The organism is Micromonospora yasonensis (assembly GCF_026013475.1).
Taxonomy (GTDB): domain Bacteria; phylum Actinomycetota; class Actinomycetes; order Mycobacteriales; family Micromonosporaceae; genus Micromonospora; species Micromonospora yasonensis.
The window spans coordinates 1-16,300 of sequence record NZ_JAPDPH010000024.1; the positions used below are offsets into that span (position 1 = coordinate 1).

Annotated in this window: 11 protein-coding genes and 1 pseudogene; 8 read left to right on the top strand and 4 right to left on the bottom strand. The window is 70.6% G+C overall.

The window, feature by feature from the left end:
• Nucleotides 1-4: 4 nt before the first annotated feature.
• Together ONA70_RS07920 and ONA70_RS07925 are read right to left on the bottom strand one after the other, a co-directional pair.
• Complete coding sequence (locus ONA70_RS07920) at nucleotides 5-2,680, bottom strand: glycoside hydrolase family 2 protein (RefSeq protein WP_265005686.1); 2,676 nt, start codon at nucleotides 2,678-2,680, stop codon at nucleotides 5-7.
• A gap of 54 nt (nucleotides 2,681-2,734) precedes the next feature.
• Nucleotides 2,735-4,336, bottom strand: a complete 1,602-nt coding sequence (locus tag ONA70_RS07925; RefSeq protein WP_319956419.1) for a family 20 glycosylhydrolase — start codon at nucleotides 4,334-4,336, stop codon at nucleotides 2,735-2,737.
• 242 nt (nucleotides 4,337-4,578) lie between these two features.
• Here ONA70_RS07925 and ONA70_RS07930 point away from each other — a divergent pair, with 242 nt between their 5' ends.
• The 5 genes from ONA70_RS07930 (at nucleotide 4,579) to ONA70_RS36890 (ending at nucleotide 11,571) form a co-directional block, all read left to right on the top strand.
• Nucleotides 4,579-4,899, top strand: coding sequence for a CU044_2847 family protein (locus tag ONA70_RS07930; RefSeq protein ID WP_265005687.1), 321 nt, complete (start codon nucleotides 4,579-4,581; stop codon nucleotides 4,897-4,899).
• Entirely contained in the window at nucleotides 4,896-8,339 is a 3,444-nt protein-coding gene (locus ONA70_RS07935) for a tetratricopeptide repeat protein (RefSeq protein WP_265005688.1), read from the top strand. Before ONA70_RS07930 ends, ONA70_RS07935 begins: the two co-directional genes overlap by 4 nt.
• 238 nt (nucleotides 8,340-8,577) lie before the next feature.
• On the top strand, nucleotides 8,578-8,754 hold the full coding sequence (locus ONA70_RS07940) for a hypothetical protein (protein WP_265005689.1): 177 nt from the start codon (nucleotides 8,578-8,580) through the stop codon (nucleotides 8,752-8,754).
• A gap of 58 nt (nucleotides 8,755-8,812) precedes the next feature.
• On the top strand, nucleotides 8,813-11,107 hold the full coding sequence (locus ONA70_RS07945; protein WP_265005690.1) for an FxsB family cyclophane-forming radical SAM/SPASM peptide maturase: 2,295 nt from the start codon (nucleotides 8,813-8,815) through the stop codon (nucleotides 11,105-11,107).
• Nucleotides 11,108-11,205: 98 nt separating this feature from the next.
• Nucleotides 11,206-11,571, top strand: a complete 366-nt coding sequence (locus ONA70_RS36890; RefSeq protein ID WP_406601166.1) for an AAC(3) family N-acetyltransferase — start codon at nucleotides 11,206-11,208, stop codon at nucleotides 11,569-11,571.
• Here ONA70_RS36890 and ONA70_RS07950 read toward each other — a convergent pair.
• Nucleotides 11,490-12,026, bottom strand: a pseudogene (locus tag ONA70_RS07950) (SDR family oxidoreductase); the annotation flags it as partial. The gene ONA70_RS36890 and the pseudogene ONA70_RS07950 overlap by 82 nt on opposite strands.
• Nucleotides 12,023-13,036: a dTDP-glucose 4,6-dehydratase gene (rfbB, locus tag ONA70_RS07955; protein ID WP_265005691.1), complete on the bottom strand. Its 1,014-nt coding sequence runs from the start codon at nucleotides 13,034-13,036 to the stop codon at nucleotides 12,023-12,025. The pseudogene ONA70_RS07950 and the gene rfbB, both read right to left, overlap by 4 nt.
• An 87-nt stretch (nucleotides 13,037-13,123) precedes the next feature.
• Between rfbB and rfbA the strand changes: the two genes are divergently transcribed.
• The 3 genes from rfbA (at nucleotide 13,124) to ONA70_RS07970 (ending at nucleotide 16,283) form a co-directional block, all read left to right on the top strand.
• Nucleotides 13,124-14,008 (top strand): glucose-1-phosphate thymidylyltransferase RfbA, encoded by an 885-nt coding sequence (rfbA, locus tag ONA70_RS07960; protein ID WP_265005692.1) that lies wholly within the window; start codon nucleotides 13,124-13,126, stop codon nucleotides 14,006-14,008.
• Nucleotides 14,005-14,628, top strand: a complete 624-nt coding sequence (rfbC, locus tag ONA70_RS07965) for a dTDP-4-dehydrorhamnose 3,5-epimerase (protein WP_265005693.1) — start codon at nucleotides 14,005-14,007, stop codon at nucleotides 14,626-14,628. The genes rfbA and rfbC overlap by 4 nt, the downstream gene beginning before the upstream one ends.
• Nucleotides 14,629-15,149: 521 nt before the next feature.
• Complete coding sequence (locus ONA70_RS07970; protein ID WP_265005694.1) at nucleotides 15,150-16,283, top strand: glycosyltransferase; 1,134 nt, start codon at nucleotides 15,150-15,152, stop codon at nucleotides 16,281-16,283.
• Nucleotides 16,284-16,300 lie beyond the last annotated feature (17 nt).

Below are 16,300 nucleotides of genomic sequence, written 5' to 3' on the forward strand. Positions count from 1 at the left end.
GTTGTCACGCCAACGGGATCGATGTGGTCGGTACGTTGTAGCCGCGGATCCGCAGGTACGGCGCCTGGCCGCCGAGGTCGCTGGTCTGGTAGGTCGCCGTGATCGTGGTCGACTCACCCGGCCACAGGGAGACGTAGTTGTCGGTGTAGTTCACCGGCAACACCTCGTTGCCGCCGTTGCCGGCCGTGATCTCCGGTCGCAGGAAGAACGCGATGTTCGTCGGGCTGTTGTTGGTCAGCGTGACGGTGGCGGTCTCCTGCCCACCCGAGGCGGTCCGGGTCACGCTGGTCGCCAGGTTGGGGTTCGACGGCAGGCTGTTGAGCCCGGTCAGGTTGGCGTACGTCTTGACCGCCGTCATGTACCAGTTCTTCTTGTTCCCCAGCGCGTCCGGCTGGGTGGAGTACCAGTAGAGGTTGTTGCTGACCACCGCGCCCGCCGAGTCCTTGAGCTGCAGCCGGATGAAGTACGTCGCGGACAGGCCGGACACTGCCGGGAGGGTGAGGACCTGACTGGACGCGTTGGCGGCCGCGGTGACCGGCACCGTCGTCGTGTAGGCCTGGGTCAGGTTCGGGATGTTGTACACCGTCGCGGTGGCGGTCAGGCCGGTCCGTCCGCCCAGGGTGGAATTGACGACGTACACGTTCCTGGTCTTGTAGTCGTAGGCGATGTGGATCGGCTCGTTGGCCTTCTTGCTGCCGAAGTAGCCGCCGCCGGGCTTGAAGTAGTAGTCGTAGAGGTTCCAGTGCACCGCCGGCCAGGCGTTGTTGAGCATCCAGAAGATGACCCCGAACGACTGGCTGTACTGGTGCGAGTTCCAGGCCTCGAAGAACGACCTGGTGTTCTCGTAGTTCTGCAACTCCGACTTGCGGGAGTAGTCCTCGGCGCTGCCGGTGGTGCCGTAGCGCTTGTTCACGCCGTCGGTGTAGACCTGGATGTTGTCGAACACGCTACGCGGCTTGCCGGCGTGGTAGTTCCAGGTGGTCCCGATCGGCCACAGCTCGGTGGCGGGGATGAACTTCTGCAGGCTCTCCAGCGGCGGCGGGGCTTCCGTGCCCTCCTCGCCGGTGGTACCGAACGCGCTGCCCGACTGGGCGGGGCTGTCCCACCACAGCAGCGGCGGCTCCCACTTGTACGGGCCGTCCATCTTCAGGCCGGCATTGGCGTTCGACCAGGTCGCCACGTTGTCGACCGTCGGGTTCTGCCAGTGCAGCCGGGTGGCGATGTTCTTGTACGCGGTCAGGTGCGCGGCGGTCGGCGGCTGGTCGCTGCCGTAGTTCCACATGAACGGGCTGGCGTGGGCGCGCAGCGCCCGCAGCTGGCTCTCCAGGGACGCGTTGGCCACCTGCTCCTGCTCGGCCGTCCAGGTGTTGTCGTTCTCCCAGGCGCTGCAGCAGACGAAGCCGGGCATGATCATGATGCCGGCCCGGTCGGCCAGGTCGTAGAGTTCCTCGTTGCCCAGGGTGCCTTCCAGCCGGATGGTGTTGAGGCCCATGTCCTTGACGTACTGGACGTGCGTGGCGTTGGTTTTGGTGTCCCAGCGCTGCAGCATGTCCCAGACGTAGCCGCCGCCGCGGAAGAAGATGTTCTGCCCGTTGACCCGGTAGCCGACGAACGAGGTGCCGTTGACGGTGGTCCGGTAGTCGGTGAACTGGCGGACGCCGAAGTTGATCGACTTGGTGTCGGAGGTGGCGCCGGCCACGGTCGCCGAGGTGGCGAGCTGGTAGAGCTCCGGGCTGCCGAACTGGTAGGGCCACCACAGGGCGGGGTTGGCCACGTGCAACTGTGGATAGGCGGCCGGGTCGAAGGTGACCTCGCGGCGTTCGTTGGCGGCCAGGGTGACCGCCTGGTTGACCGAGATGGTGGGGTAACCGGCCTTGGTCACGGTGGCGCTGACCGTCGTGGTGACCGGGGCGTTTGTGGCATTGACGGCGTCGACGTAGACGGTCAGGTCAGCCGCGTTGGTCGCCGGCAGCGGCAGCACCGTCCTGACGTACGGATCGCGCAACGCGACCGGCCCGGTCGTGTCCAGCAGAGTTCTGCCCCAGAGCCCGGCGTTCATGTCGGGCGCCTCCGGGTTCCAGTCGACGGTGCAGAAGGAGAGGTCCTTGCAGTCGTGCGCGGGCGGGGTGACCAGGATCGCGAGCGCGTTGAGCGCGCCGGGCCTGATCAGGTTCGTCACGTTGTACTCGTGCACGACCATGGTGCCGACGGCGTTGGCGTCGAGTTGGGTGCCGTTGAGCCAGATCTGGGCCCGGTAGCTGATCCCCTTGAAGCGCAGCCAGTACGCCTGGTCCGCGGTGGCGGCCGAGGCGGTGAACTGCCCTCGGAACCACCAGTTCTGGCCGGTCAGGTCCGGCACCGACTGCAGATTCTGGCCGAAGTAGATGTTCTGGTAGACGTTGTCGGCGACGAGCCCGGCCAGGACGGTCGACGGAAGCGACACGGGATTCCAGCCGGCGGTGCTGTAGCCGACCTGGGAGATGGCCGTGCCGGGGTCCGTGACGCTGGTGGCTGATCGCAACGCCCAGCCCGACGACAGCTCGGTCGAGCCGACGGTGGCGGCGCTCGCGGTCGGCACGCCGACCGCGCCGACGCCGGCCACCAGGGCGAGCGCCAGCAGCAGTACCGCGACGGATCGGCGCGGGCGACGGGCAGGGCGGATGGCAACGGGCGGTGACATGGGTGGCCTCCTCGATCCGATCGAAGGAAAGCGGTGCGCCGCTCGATGCGACGCCTAGGAGCCGGTTGGCCAGGACACCTGGGTGGAGTGGTAGTAGTTGATCCCCATGACGTGCCAGCGCGGCCCCTGGGCACCCAGCCGTTGGTTGAACGACGCCCAGTCGTGGGTGCTCATCGGGGACCAGCCCAGCTCGGCGATCGCGGGCAGGCGCGGGAAGGCCATGTATTCCACGTCCGCGAGCGTCTCGATCGTCTCGGTCCACAGCGGCGCCTCGACCCCGAGCACGGACGTTTCGCCGACGCCCGCCAGATACGCCCCCGGGTCCCAGCCGTACGCGTCCTGGACATCGATGTATCCGGCCCAATGCTGACCGAGTCGGGTGCGGGAGTTGTACTTCATGTCGAGATAGGTGTGATTCGCCGGCGACATCACGACCTTGGTGCCGTTCTGCGCCGCCGCCGTCACCGCGGCATTGGACGTGGTGGTCCCCCAGAACTGGGCGACGGTCGACGGCAGGACCGGGGCGTTGACGATGTCGTGCCAGCCGACCACGGTCTTGCCGTGCGCCGCCACGATCTGCTGCGCCCGGTTCATGAAGGTGGTGTAGTCCGACGCGGTGGTGGAGCTGGCCTCGTCCCCGCCGATGTGCAGGTAGGGCCCGGGGGTCAGCGCGGCGATCTCGCCCAGCACCTGGTCGAGGAAGGTGTAGGTGATCTCCTTGCTCACACACAGCGAGCTGAACCCGACCTTCGTGCCGGTGTAGAGCTTCGGCGCCACGTTGTCACAGTTGAGTTCCGCGTACGAGGCGAGCGCCGCGTTCGTGTGACCGGGCATGTCGATCTCGGGCACGATCGTGATGTACCGGACGGCGGCGTACGCGACGATCTGCCGGTATTCGTCCTGGGTGTAGTACCCGCCCGTGCCGCCGCCCACCTCGGTGCTTCCGCCGTAGATCGCGAGGTTGGGCCAGCTGTTGACGGCGATCCGCCACCCCTGGTCGTCGGAGAGGTGCAGGTGCAGCCGGTTCAGTTTGTAGAGCGCGATCTCGTCGATGTACCGCTTGACCACGGACACCGGCAGGAAATGCCGCGCGACGTCGAGCATGGCCCCCCGGTGGGCGAAGCGGGGATGGTCGACGATCTGCCCGCCGGCCACCTCCCACGGCCCGGGCTGCACGCTCGCGCTCTCGACCGCCGGGGGCAGTAGCTGGCGCAGCGTCTGGACACCGGCGAAGAGGCCGGCCGGCTGGTTGGCGCGCACGACGATCGACGCGTCCGTGACGTCCAGTTGGTAGCCCTCGTCGCCGACCTCCGTCGGCGCCCCGGACAGCAGCAGGGAGATGCCGTCGGCCGGTCCGCTGCTCGGCGCGGCGGCGATCGGCACGGGATAGCCGGTCGAGGGGCGCAGGATGGCGGCGAGCTGGCCGGCGATGTCCGCCGCCGCGGCCGAACCGGCCTGGGCGTAGATCGTCGTCGTCGTGGTGATCCGGTAGGTCACCCCTTGCGTCGCCGTCGCGACGACCGGCGCCGGCAGGACGGACGCCAGCGACGCGCTGGTGGCCTCCTGCTGGACGTCGGAAGCGGCAGCGCCGCTCAAGCCGCTGGTAACGGCGAGCATCACGGTGGTGAGGAGCAGAGGTACGCCGCCGATCGTCATGGCTGCCTCCGGAGGCTAACGATCCGCAGGAAGCGGACTGTCACGCTCACCGCGCATCGATCCTTGTCGCTAGCAGTCAACGTAGCGGGCATCTTTTCGTAAGGCAAGCTTCCTAACAAATTTCGACCGCTCGCTGCGTCGGTCACGGCCCCCGGTCGATTGTGGACTTCGAGGTGTCGATGGCACCGTTGCGCGTGCGACCATTCAACGTGAGTCGATTTCGTTGATCGGGGAGTGTCGTCATGCAGCCTGATCACCCTCGGCGGGTACGGGTAGAGCCGGTGAGCGCCGGTGACGTGGAGTTCTTCGTGGAACTGGCGGACGAGGGCGGCCCGGAGACCGTCGGCACCGGGAGGCTGCTCTCCTTCGACGGGGTCCGCGACACGGTCCAGGCGGTCGCCGGTGAGCTGGCCCAGGTCTGGGAGCAGGTGAAGCCGGCGGAGGCGACCGTCGAGTTCGGGCTGTCGCTGACCGCCAAGGGTGGGCCGCTCACCGGCCTGATCGTCGCCGGCGACGGGTCCGCGACCCTCAAGATCACCCTGGTCTGGAAAGGCGGTTCGTGACCAACGCGGGTCATCCGGCGAGCGGCACCGGTGTCGCCTCCCTCCAACTGCGCCGACACGTGGTGCGGGTGGACGGTGTCGCCGGCGAGTTGCTGGGGAGTGGCTTCTTCATCGCGCCCGGCTGGGTGGTGACCGCGGCTCACGTCGTGTTCGACCAGGGCCGGGGGACCTTCCGCGAGCTGGTCGGTGTGACGCCCGCGGCCGGCGACGTCGGCGACGTGGCGGTGCAGGCCGAGGTGGTCGCGTGCTCCGACCCGCCGGACGGCACCACGCTGTGGCCCTTCCCGGACCTGGCCCTGCTGCGGCTGCACGACACCCAACCCTGGGTGGACCGCCACCCCTGCGTGTGGGCCGCGAAGGGCGAGCCACTCGGGGACGACTGCCACGCCTACGGCTTTCCGCCCCGGGAGCGCAACGCGCCGTCGTACGGCGCCCCCGCCCGGTTCACCTTCGAAGGCGTCGACGGCGACGGGTTCTTCCGGCTCAAGTTGGGCCAGGCGGCCCCGGGCCTGTCGGGCGCGCCGCTGCTGTGCCCGACGCGACGTGCCGTGGTGGGGGTGATGACCGGAACCCGGGACCGGAGCGGCGACCTGGGTGGCTGGGCGGCACCGATCTCCGCCCTGCTCGGCGAGGTGCCCGGCGTGCCCGAGGAGTTGGTCTCCTACGGGCGCGGCCTGGTGCGGCAGGGGACCGAGGCGGTGCTGGCCGACCGACGGACCTGGCATGCCGTGGTCCCGGTGACCGTCCCCGAGGAACTGTGGCCGGACTGGGACGGCTTCGAGCGGGTGCCCGGCTCGCTGCCGGCCGAGATGCTGCTCGCCGACTCGCGCGTGGTGCCGTACCGCCTTCGGGACGAGGACCTCAGACACGCCGTGCGCTGGTGCGAGCAGCCCACGGCGATGGAGGTGTGGCGCTTCGCCGGCGTCGGCGGCGCCGGAAAGACGCGCCACGCGATCGAACTGTGCCGGGTGATGGCCGAGCGGGACTGGCTCGTCGTGCGGTGGACCGAACTGACCGCGCTGCACGCCGCCGTGCAGGACGTCGCCGGCCTGCCGCTGCCGCGTCTGATCGTCATCGACTACGTCGAGGCGATCGCGGTCGACACGCTGCGCGCGCTGCTCGACAAGCTTCGCGCGAACGCCACACAGCTCGCGCCCGTACGGGTGGTCCTGCTCACCCGCACCGTCGCCGGATATGGGTTGAGCAGCGGGGACGTCCTGCGCGAGATCGGCAAGGGCGCGGGGCCGGCACTGCGGAGGATCTTGAACAGCAGCGGCGACCCGATCGCCATCCGGGGCATCTCGGCGGACGAGCGGAGCGAACTCTACGACGCCGCCTTCCGGGCGTTCCGACGCGCCTGGCTGGGCGACGAGCCGACCCAACCGGTGCCGGCGCCGGACCTCACCGGCCGGCAGTACGAGGTGCCGCTGGAGGTGTTGCTCGAGGCGTTCGACCGCGCGCTGTCGGGCAGCCTGGCCGCCAGCGACCGGCCGCCGGTCGACCGGGCGCTCGACCACGAGGCGCGGCACTGGAACGGCCGGGCGCCGGACGCGCTGCCCGAGCGGTCGCGCCGGGCCGCGGTCGCGCTGGCCACCCTCGCCGGTGCCGAGAACGACCACCAGGCCGACGCCCTGCTGCGGGTGCTCCCGGAGCTGCGCGGCGACGCGGCGGCGGCGCTGCGGAGGGAAACCGTGGCTTGGCTCTCGGGGCTCTACGCCGGCCCCCTGCACATCAACCCGGTCCGACCCGACCTGTTGGGAGAGACGTTGGTGGCCGAGGTTCTCGCCGGCCAGGGCGACGGCGGCAGGGAACTGCTCGGGGCGGTGCTCGAACAGGACGACGACGCCCAGGTCGCCCGCAGCCTCGACCTGCTGGCCCGGCTGGCCGTTACCGACAACGCCGCCGCGGGCTGTGTGGCGACCGCGCTGTTCGACCGCCATCGACAGCTGGTCGACCGGGCGGAGGGGCGCGCCAGCGGCACCGCGGAGCGGCCCGGGAATCTGGACCTCGCCATCGGCCTGCAGCGGCTGTTCGGCGGCGAGGTCGAGGCGAGAATGGAGGATCTCGCCCGGGCGGCATCGGCCAGCGACGTCGAGATGTTGGAACTGTCCGTGTCGTACAACCGGATCGGCGACCTGGCGCGACGCTCCGGCCAGAGCGAGCGGGCCGAGGCGCTGTACACGCGCGGTCTCGTCATTCGCGAACGGCTCTCCTGGGCCCATCCGGAGGACGACCGGTTCGCGCGTGAGCTCTCCATCTCCTACAACAAGCTGGGTCAGCTGGCCCTCTGGCTCGGGCAGCCCGAGCGCGCCCGCGGGCTGTACGAGAAGGGCCTGGCGATCCGTGAGCGGCTGGTCGAGCTGCACCCGGAGGACAGCACCTTCGCCCGTGACTTCGCGGTCTCGCAGGACCGGTTGGCCGAGCTCATCCGCGAGTCGGGCGACAACAGGCGGGCGGAGGTCCTGTACCGGCAGGTGCTGGCGATCCGTGAACGGCTGTGCGAGGAGGATCCGACCAACACGACGTTCGCTCGTGACCTCTCCATCTCCTACGACGTGCTCGGCGATCTCGCGCTGGAGGCGCGGCGGTCGGGTGAGGCACGGCAGCTCTACGAGCAGGGGCACCGCATCCGGGAGAAGCTGTGGGCCGACGAACCGGACAACACCACCTTCGCCCGTGACCTGTCGAACTCCTACGACCGCCTGGGCGACCTCGCCGTCGAGGCCGCGCGGTACGACGAGGCGAAGCAACGGTACGAGCTGGCGCTGGGGATCCGGCAGCGGCTGCGGGCCTCGCAGCCGCGCAACACCGACTTCTCCCACGACCTGTTGGTCTCCTACGGCGGACTGGGCGACCTCGCGGTCAGCAAGGGGCAGCTCGACGAGGCCGAGCGGCTCTACCAACTCGGGCTGCTCGTCGCCGAGGACCTGCTCGCGGCCGAGCCGCGCAACGCCACCTTCGCCCGCGACGGCTTGTTCTTCCACATCAACCTGGGCGAGCTCGCGGCTCGGCGCGGGGATGTCCGGGAGGCGGAGCGGTTCTATCGGCTCGGCCGCACCCGGGCCGAGCGGCTGCTCGCCGGCGAGCCCGACAGCATCCGGTTCGCGCGGGACGTCGCGTCCTGCTACGAGCGCCTGGGCAGGATTGCGCTCAACGCCGCGCCGGACGAGGTCACGGTCAACGCCGAGACGCTGCTCAGCGCGGCGGTGCACTTTCGCCGGAACCTGCGGGCCAGGGAACCGGGCAGCGTCGAGCTCGCCGAGGAACTGGCGTGGTCGTTGCAGCTGTTCAGCCGACTCGCCGACCGGGCGGGCATGGAACGGGCCATGGTCGAGGCCCGGGAGGCACTCGAGGCGTTCGAACACTCCGCCACGCTCAGCAGGTCCGGCCGCGAACTGCTCGACCGACTGCGGCCGCTGGACCCCGAGTCCCTGTGGTGACCAATATCGGTCAGCCGCCCTGGGGTGATGCGAACTTTAGGCCGAATGGATACTGTTGTCCTCCACATCCTCGGACCATGCTGAGGTGTGGAGGGCCGGGCCGTCCATCGATGTGGCCGCCGGCTACGACCCTCACACCATCCCACACAGTGCCAGCCCCCGATTCCCGGGGTGCCCACCGGGCCGCCGCCTGATCGCCGGGTCGCCAGGGCATCCCCGCAATAGAAAGAGCGAGCTCGTGAAGATCGTTGAGGCGCAGCGGGCCACCATGACCGAATCGCTCGGCGAGGTGCGGCGTACGCCGCTGCACCAGATCCCGGTCGACCAGGCGGCGGACATCGTCAGGAAGGTCATGCGCCACCGCGACGCGGCTCCGGGCACCGTGGAGGTGGCCCGGTTCGGATCCGCCGCGTGAGCGCGGGTCCGCCGTGACCACCGCCGGGTCGCCGCGGCCGTGGCCCATCAGCCAGTACGTGTTGAAGGTCCACAGCCGCTGCGATCTCGCCTGCGACCACTGCTACGTCTACGAGCACGCCGACCAGAGCTGGCGCGACCGTCCCCTGTTCATGGATCTCGCCACGGTGGAGGCGGCCGCCGGGCGGATCGCCGACCACGCGACGGCGCACCGCCTGACGGCGGTCAGCGTGGTGCTGCACGGCGGCGAACCACTGCTGCTCGGTCCGCGGCGGATGCGGGAGGTCCTTCAGGCGCTGCGCGGGCGGATCGAACCCGCCAGCCGGCTGGACCTACGCATGCAGTCCAACGGCGTGCGACTGTCCGAGGAATACTGCGACCTCTTCGTGGAGTACGACGTCCAGGTCGGCATCTCACTGGACGGAGACCGCGCGGCCAACGACCGGCACCGCCGGTTCGCCCACGGCGGTAGCAGCCACGCACAGGTCCGGCGCGGGCTCGGGATGCTGCGCCGGGAGGCGTACCGGCGCCAGTTCGCGGGCATCCTCTGCACGATCGACCTCGCCAACGACCCGATCGCCGTGTACGAGGCGTTGCGGGCCGAGGAGCCGCCGCGGATCGACCTGCTGCTGCCGCACGCCACCTGGGCACAGCCGCCGCGCCGACCCGACGGGCGACCCACGCCGTACGCGCAGTGGCTGCTGGCCGTCCACGACCGCTGGACGGCGGACGGCCGGCCCATGTCGATCCGGCTGTTCGACTCGCTGCGGTCCACCGCCACGGGTGGGCACAGTGGCAACGAGTGGGTCGGTCTCGACCCGGCCGATCTCGTGGTCGTCGAGACCGACGGCACGTGGGAGCAGGTCGACTCGCTGAAGACCGCGTACGCCGGCGCGCCGGCCACCGGGCTGAGCGTGTTCACCCACAGCGTGGACGAGGTGTCGGTCCTGCCCGGCATCGCCCGCCGGCAGACCGGGCTGGACGGACTCGCGGCCGAGTGCCGCGCCTGCCCGGTCGTGCGCCAGTGCGGCGGGGGGCTCTTCGCGCACCGCTACCGCGAGGGCAGCGGCTTCGACAACCCGTCGGCGTACTGCGCCGACCTGAAGGAGCTGATCGTGTCGCTCAACGCGCGGATGACCGCCGAGCCGGCACCCGTGCCGGTCGACGGGGACGGTGCGGACCTGCCCGACGGCCTGCTGGACCGGATCGGCTCCGGCCACACCGACGCGCACGCCGTACGGTTTCTCGCCGACTCCCAGCTGGCGATCACCCGAGCGCTGCTCGTCGCGGTCGCCGACAGCGGTCCGGCGTCCACCAGGGCCGGCTGGGAGCTGCTGGCCCGGCTGGACCAGGAGGCGCCCGAGGCGGTCGACGCCGCGCTTCGCCACCCGTACGTCCGGGTCTGGGCCGTCGACGCGTTGCGACACGCCGGGGTCGACCGTGGCGCGGGCTCCCACCTGTCCTGCGTCGCCGCCGCGGCCGCCGTACGGGCCGGTGTCCGCGCCCAGATCGAGGTCCCGGTGCGGGTCGGCGTGATCCACCTGCCCTCGGTCGGTGCGGTGGCGCTGCCGAACCCGGCCACCGGCACCGCGACCCTGACCGTGACGCCGGAGAGCTGGACCATCCGCCACGGCGCGGAGCGGGCGCGGCTGGTCTTCGACGGCGATCCCGCCCGCGACCCGCAGGTGGTGGGGGCCCGCTGGCAGGCCAGCCGACGGCTCGCGTTCGGCGGGACGACGATCCTGTTCGAGGATCTCGACCCCTTCCGGGACTGCCACGACTGGAAGGCGGCCGAGCGGGTGAGCGCACCGGAGTTCGCCGCGTGGGGCGAGGCCGTGGCCCGCGCCTGGGCGGCCATCGAAGCCGACGTGCCCCACCAGGCGGCCGGCGTGCGGGCCGGGCTGCGGGCGGTGGTGCCGCTGGTGGACGATCCGACCGGGACGATGCGCAGCTCCACGGCGCGCCAGGCGTTCGCGTCGGTCGGTCTCGCCCGCGCGGACGGTCCCGCCACCGCGGTCATGATCGTGCACGAGTTCCAGCACAGCGTGCTGGGCGCGCTGCTCGACCTCTGCGACCTCTTCACCCCGGAACACACCGGGCGCCTGAGCGTCGGCTGGCGCAACGACCCCCGCCCGATCGAGGGCGTGCTGCAGGGCACGTACGCGCATCTGGCGATCACCGACATCTGGCGGCAGCGGGCGCGGCGGGCGGGCGCCGACAGCGTGGCGCACGAGCGCCACCAGCAGTACCGGGCCTGGACCGCCGACGCCGCCGACGCGCTGCTGGGCTCAGGCGCGCTGACCCCGGCCGGCGAGCGGTTCGTCGGCCGCATCGCCGAGGCGTTGGCGAGCTGACGGCGATGACGGCGGTGCCGGCCACGGTCGAGTCGCTGAGCGAGCAGCTCGCGGCGGTGGGGGTCGCCGGCGGCCGCAGCGTGCTGGTGCACGCGTCGATGCGTGCGGTGGGTCCGGTGGTCGGCGGCGCGGCGACGGTGCTGGCGGCGCTGCGGCGGGTGGTCGGGCGGGCCGCGGTCGTGGTACCGGCGCAGACCGCCGACAACTCCACGTCCAGCCCCGCCTTCCAGGCGGCGACCAGGGGGCTGACGCCGGCCGAGGTGGCCCGTCACATCGCCCGGATCGAGGGGTTCGATCGGGCCACGACCCCGTCGGTCGGCATGGGGGTGTTCGCCGAAACTGTCCGGCGAGACCCGGCGGCGATCCGCAGCGCCCATCCGCAGTCGGTCACCACGTCGAGCCGCTCGCGTTCCCCGGCCAGCCGCAGCATGGTCGCGACGAAGTTGGGTCCGTGCGCGCCGTAGAGCCAGGCGGTGCGCACGACATAGCCCGTCTCCGGGAGAAGCCGGGTGACGGCGAGCTCGCCGGTGAGCTTGCTGCGCCCGTACGCGTTGATCGGACAGGTCGCGGCATCCTCCGGGTACGGCGCCGTGGCGTCACCCTTGAAGACGTAGTCGGTGGAGATGTGGATCATGCGGGCCCCGGCCACGGCGCAGCCGCGGGCGAGGTTCGCCACCGCCTCGCCGTTGACCGCCGTGGCGGCCCGCTCCTGTGCCTCGGCCCCGTCGACGTCGGTCCACGCCGCGGTGTTGATCACGACGTCGTGTCCGGCGACGGCGTCCCGCACGGCGTCCGGGTCGGTGATGTCGAGGTCGGCGCGGGTGGTGGCGGTGACCGACAGGTCGTCCCGGGAGCGGAGGACGGCCAGCACGTCCCGCCCCAGCATGCCGGCCGCGCCGGTGACGAGCAGCCGACTCATGCGGCGTCGGTCGAAGCGCCGGTCGCCTTCAGCGGCTCCCACCAGCCCCGGTTGTCCCGGTACCAGCGCACCGTCTGTGCCAGGCCGCTGTCGAGGTCGATGCTCGGCGCGTACCCCAGCTCGGCGCTGATCTTGCTGATGTCCAGCGAGTAGCGGCGGTCGTGACCCTTGCGGTCGGCGACCGGGACGACCCGGTCCCAGCCGGCGCCACAGGCCTCCAGCAGCCGGGCGGTGAGTTCCCTGTTGGTCAGCTCGGTGCCGCCGCCGATGTTGTAGACCTCGCCCGCGCGGCCCTTCTCCTGGACCAGCGCGATGCCCCGGCAGTGGTCGTGTACGTGCAACCAGTCGCGGACGTTGCCGCCGTCGCCGTAGAGCGGCACGGTGTCACCGTCGAGCAGGTTGGTGACGAACAGGGGGATGACCTTCTCCGGAAACTGGTACGGCCCGTAGTTGTTGGAGCAGCGGGTGACCACCACGTCCATCCCGTGGGTCCGGTGGTAGGCCAGGGCCAGCAGGTCGGAGCCGGCCTTCGAGGCCGAGTACGGCGAGTTCGGCGACAGCGGCCAGGTCTCCGTCCAGGAGCCCTCGTCGATGGAGCCGTACACCTCGTCGGTGGAGACGTGCACGAACCGGTGCGCGCCGTGCCGCAGCGCGGCGTCGAGCAGGGTCTGGGTGCCGAGCACGTTCGTGGTCACGAACGGGGCGGCACCGGCGATGGAGCGGTCCACGTGGGATTCCGCCGCGAAGTGGACGATCACGTCGTGGCCTGCCACGACCTCGTCGACCAGCGTCTGGTCGCAGATGTCACCCCGTACGAAGCGCAGGCGCGGATCCTCGCGCACCGGGGCGAGGTTGTTCAGGTTGCCGGAGTAGGTGAGCTTGTCCAGCACCGTCACCACGGCAGGCTCGACGGCCGGAACGCCGGCAGCGCCACCGCCAGGCACGCCCAGCAGCATCCGGACGTACTCCGACCCGATGAATCCGGCTCCGCCGGTGACGAGGATCCTCACGGGTCGAGGAGTCTACGCGAATCAGCAGGACAGCCGGGGACTGCGACCGGGACCGCGGCCGGTGCCTGGTGCGGGTAGTCTCCGCGGGTGCGCGGAATCCTTCTCGCCGGCGGCACCGGCTCCCGACTCTGGCCGATCACCCGGGCCGTCTCCAAGCAGCTCATGCCGGTGTTCGACAAGCCGATGGTCTACTACCCGCTCTCCACGCTCGTCATGGCGGGGGTACGGGAGATCCTGATCATCACGACGCCGGAGGATCAGGACCAGTTCCGGCGCCTGCTCGGTGACGGCAGCCAGTGGGGGCTGCGGCTGGAGTACGTCGCGCAGGAACGGCCGGAGGGGATCGCGCAGGCGTTCCAGCTGGGCGCGGACTTCATCGGCGACGAGGCGGTCGCGCTGGTCCTCGGCGACAACATCTTCCATGGCGTCGGCCTCGGCCGGCAGCTCGCCAGCCACGGCGAACCGGTCGGCGGCCGGGTCTTCGCGTACCCGGTGGCCAACCCTGAGGAGTACGGGGTGGTCGACTTCGACGCGGCCGGGCGCGTGCTGTCGATCGAGGAGAAGCCGACCCGGCCGAAGTCCCGGTACGCCGTGCCCGGCCTCTACTTCTACGACAACCGGGTGGTCGACATCGCCCGCAAGCTCACCCCCAGCGCCCGGGGCGAGCTCGAGATCACCGCGGTCAACGAGACCTACCGCGAGTGGGGGGAGCTCTCCGTGACGGTGCTCGACCGGGGCACCGCCTGGCTGGACACCGGCACCTTCACCTCGATGATGCAGGCCGCCGAATTCGTCCGGGTCATCGAGGAACGCCAGGGCATGAAGATCGGCTGCGTCGAGGAGGTCGCCTGGCGAGCCGGCCTGATCGACGACGAACAGCTGCGGGCGCTGGCCCACCCGCTGACCAAGAGCGGATACGGCACCTACCTGCTCGGCCTGCTCGCCGAGCAGCCGCAAGGCGGTGGCCGGTGAAAATCCGGCCGCTGAGCATCGAGGGCGCCTGGGAGATCGCCCCGCAGCAGCACGGCGACCCCCGCGGGTTGTTCATGGAGTGGTACCGCTTCGACCGACTCGCCGAGGCGGTCGGGCACCCGCTCCGGCTCGCCCAGGGCAACCTCTCGGTCTCCTCCCAGGGAGTGGTCCGTGGCATCCACTTCGCCGACGTCCCACCTGGCCAGGCCAAGTACGTGACGTGCGTACGCGGAGCCGTGCTCGACGTGATCGTGGACATCCGGGTCGGCTCGCCGACCTTCGGCCAGTGGGAGACCGTCCGCCTCGACGAGGTCGACCGACGCGCTGTCTACCTCAGCGAGGGGCTGGGGCACGGCTTCTGTGCCCTGACCGACGACGCCACCCTGAGCTACCTCTGCTCCGCGACCTACAACCCGACCGGCGAGCACACGGTGCACCCCCTCGACCCCGAGTTGGCGATCGACTGGCCGGCCGAGACGCCGCTGCTGTCGGCCCGGGACGCGGCCGCGCCGAGCCTGACTCAGGCCCGCGAGTCGGGGCTCCTGCCGGACTATCACGCCTGCCGGTCGTTCACGGCCAGCCTGGGGTCGGGTGCGGGCCAGTTCCGCCCCGGCGGGTAGCTGCCGTGGAGGCTCGGAACGGGTCCGCCGCCCCCCGTCCAAGACACTCGCGCCGTCGGTAAGGACGACGGTGAAATGTCTTGCCGGCTCTGGCGGCACCGCTGATCAACCCATATCCTGCGATCGCCCAGTTGGCTGGCGTGCCGGCCCAGGGCTGCCACGGGGAGGATGGAACATGTAAGCGAATCGTCGGCACCTCAGTCGGGCTGCGACCGAGGCCCGTCTCGCCGAAGGTTGCGCGCTTAGTCGACGGTCGGGCCCATCCCCCTGTCTGGCTGCTCCGCCTCGACAACCCCCACATCGAGAACTGGTCGCGGTGGCCGGGATCCACGGTGCTGCCGGACGACGGCAGCGTTGCGTCACGGCGGCCCCCTTAACAGTGGGCCGAAGCCACACCACCCAGGCTCGACCAGTGCTGTGCACGCCGCATTCGACGAGAGGACGTTCAAGGTGATTCGCGAGGGCCGGACGCCCCCGATCCAGTCAGCGCCAGGGCGCTACCCGCACGGTGGTGCGGCCTGATGGATATGACCGAGCAGACGCCTCCGGTCGGGCAGCACGAAGGGCTTCGCGCTCTTGCCGGTTCATCCGTGGCACTCGTGCACGAATGGTTCGGCGTCACCGGTGGCTCTGAGAAGGTGTTCGGAAGCATCGCCGACCTCGTTCCCCATGCCGAACGGTTCGTGCTGTGGAAGGACCGGGGTGTCGAGGAGCCGGCCCTGCGGGAGTCCTGGCTGGCCCGCACCCCGCTGCGGCACAACAAGGCCATGGCCCTTCCCCTCATGCCGATGACCTGGCGGACCCTCACGCGTCGGCGGTTCGACGTGGTCATCTCCTCGAGCCACGCCTTCGCGCACACCGTCAAGCTGGGGCCACCCGAGACGACCCGGCATCTGAGCTACGTCCACGCTCCGGCCCGGTACCTCTGGAGCCCGGCCTTCGACAGCCGCGGCTCGAGCCCGCTGCTCGCGCTCCCGCGGCGCGCCCTCCAGGCCGTCGACGTGCGGTTCAGCCGACACGTCCACAGCTACGCGGCGAATTCACGTGAGGTGCAGGCCCGGATCCGCCACTACTGGCAACGGGACGCCGTCGTGGTCAACCCGCCGGTGGATGTCACCTTCTTCTCGTCCGCTCCCGCTGCGGACCGGAACCAGGCACGCGACTATCTGCTCGGCGTCGGGCGGTGGATTCCGTACAAGAGGTTCGACCTGATCATCGCGATCGCCGAGGCCGCCGGACTTCCGGTCGTCATTGCCGGTTCAGGGCCCGAGGAGATCAACCTCCGACGTCTCGCGGAGCGCACCGGCGTTCCGGTCACGTTCGAGGTCACGCCGAGCAAGGAGCGGCTGCGACAGCTCTACTGGGGCGCGAAGGCGCTGCTGTTCCCGGTTCACGAAGATTTCGGCATCATCCCGGTCGAAGCACAGGCGTGCGGCACCCCGGTCATCGGCATCAACCGCGGGGGGTTGCTGGAAACTGTCGTTGACGGCGAGACGGGCTTCCTCATCGATTCGGCCGACGCGGCAGCCTTCGCCGCAGTGCTGGACCGCCTCGACGAGCTCGACCGAGACCGAGTGCGGTCCAATGCGTCCAGGTTCTCCGAGGCGGCGTTCGCGGCGAACTTCTCGGCCTGGGTGGAAGATGCCGTTGCGTAGGGTGGCCGGGGTGGCGG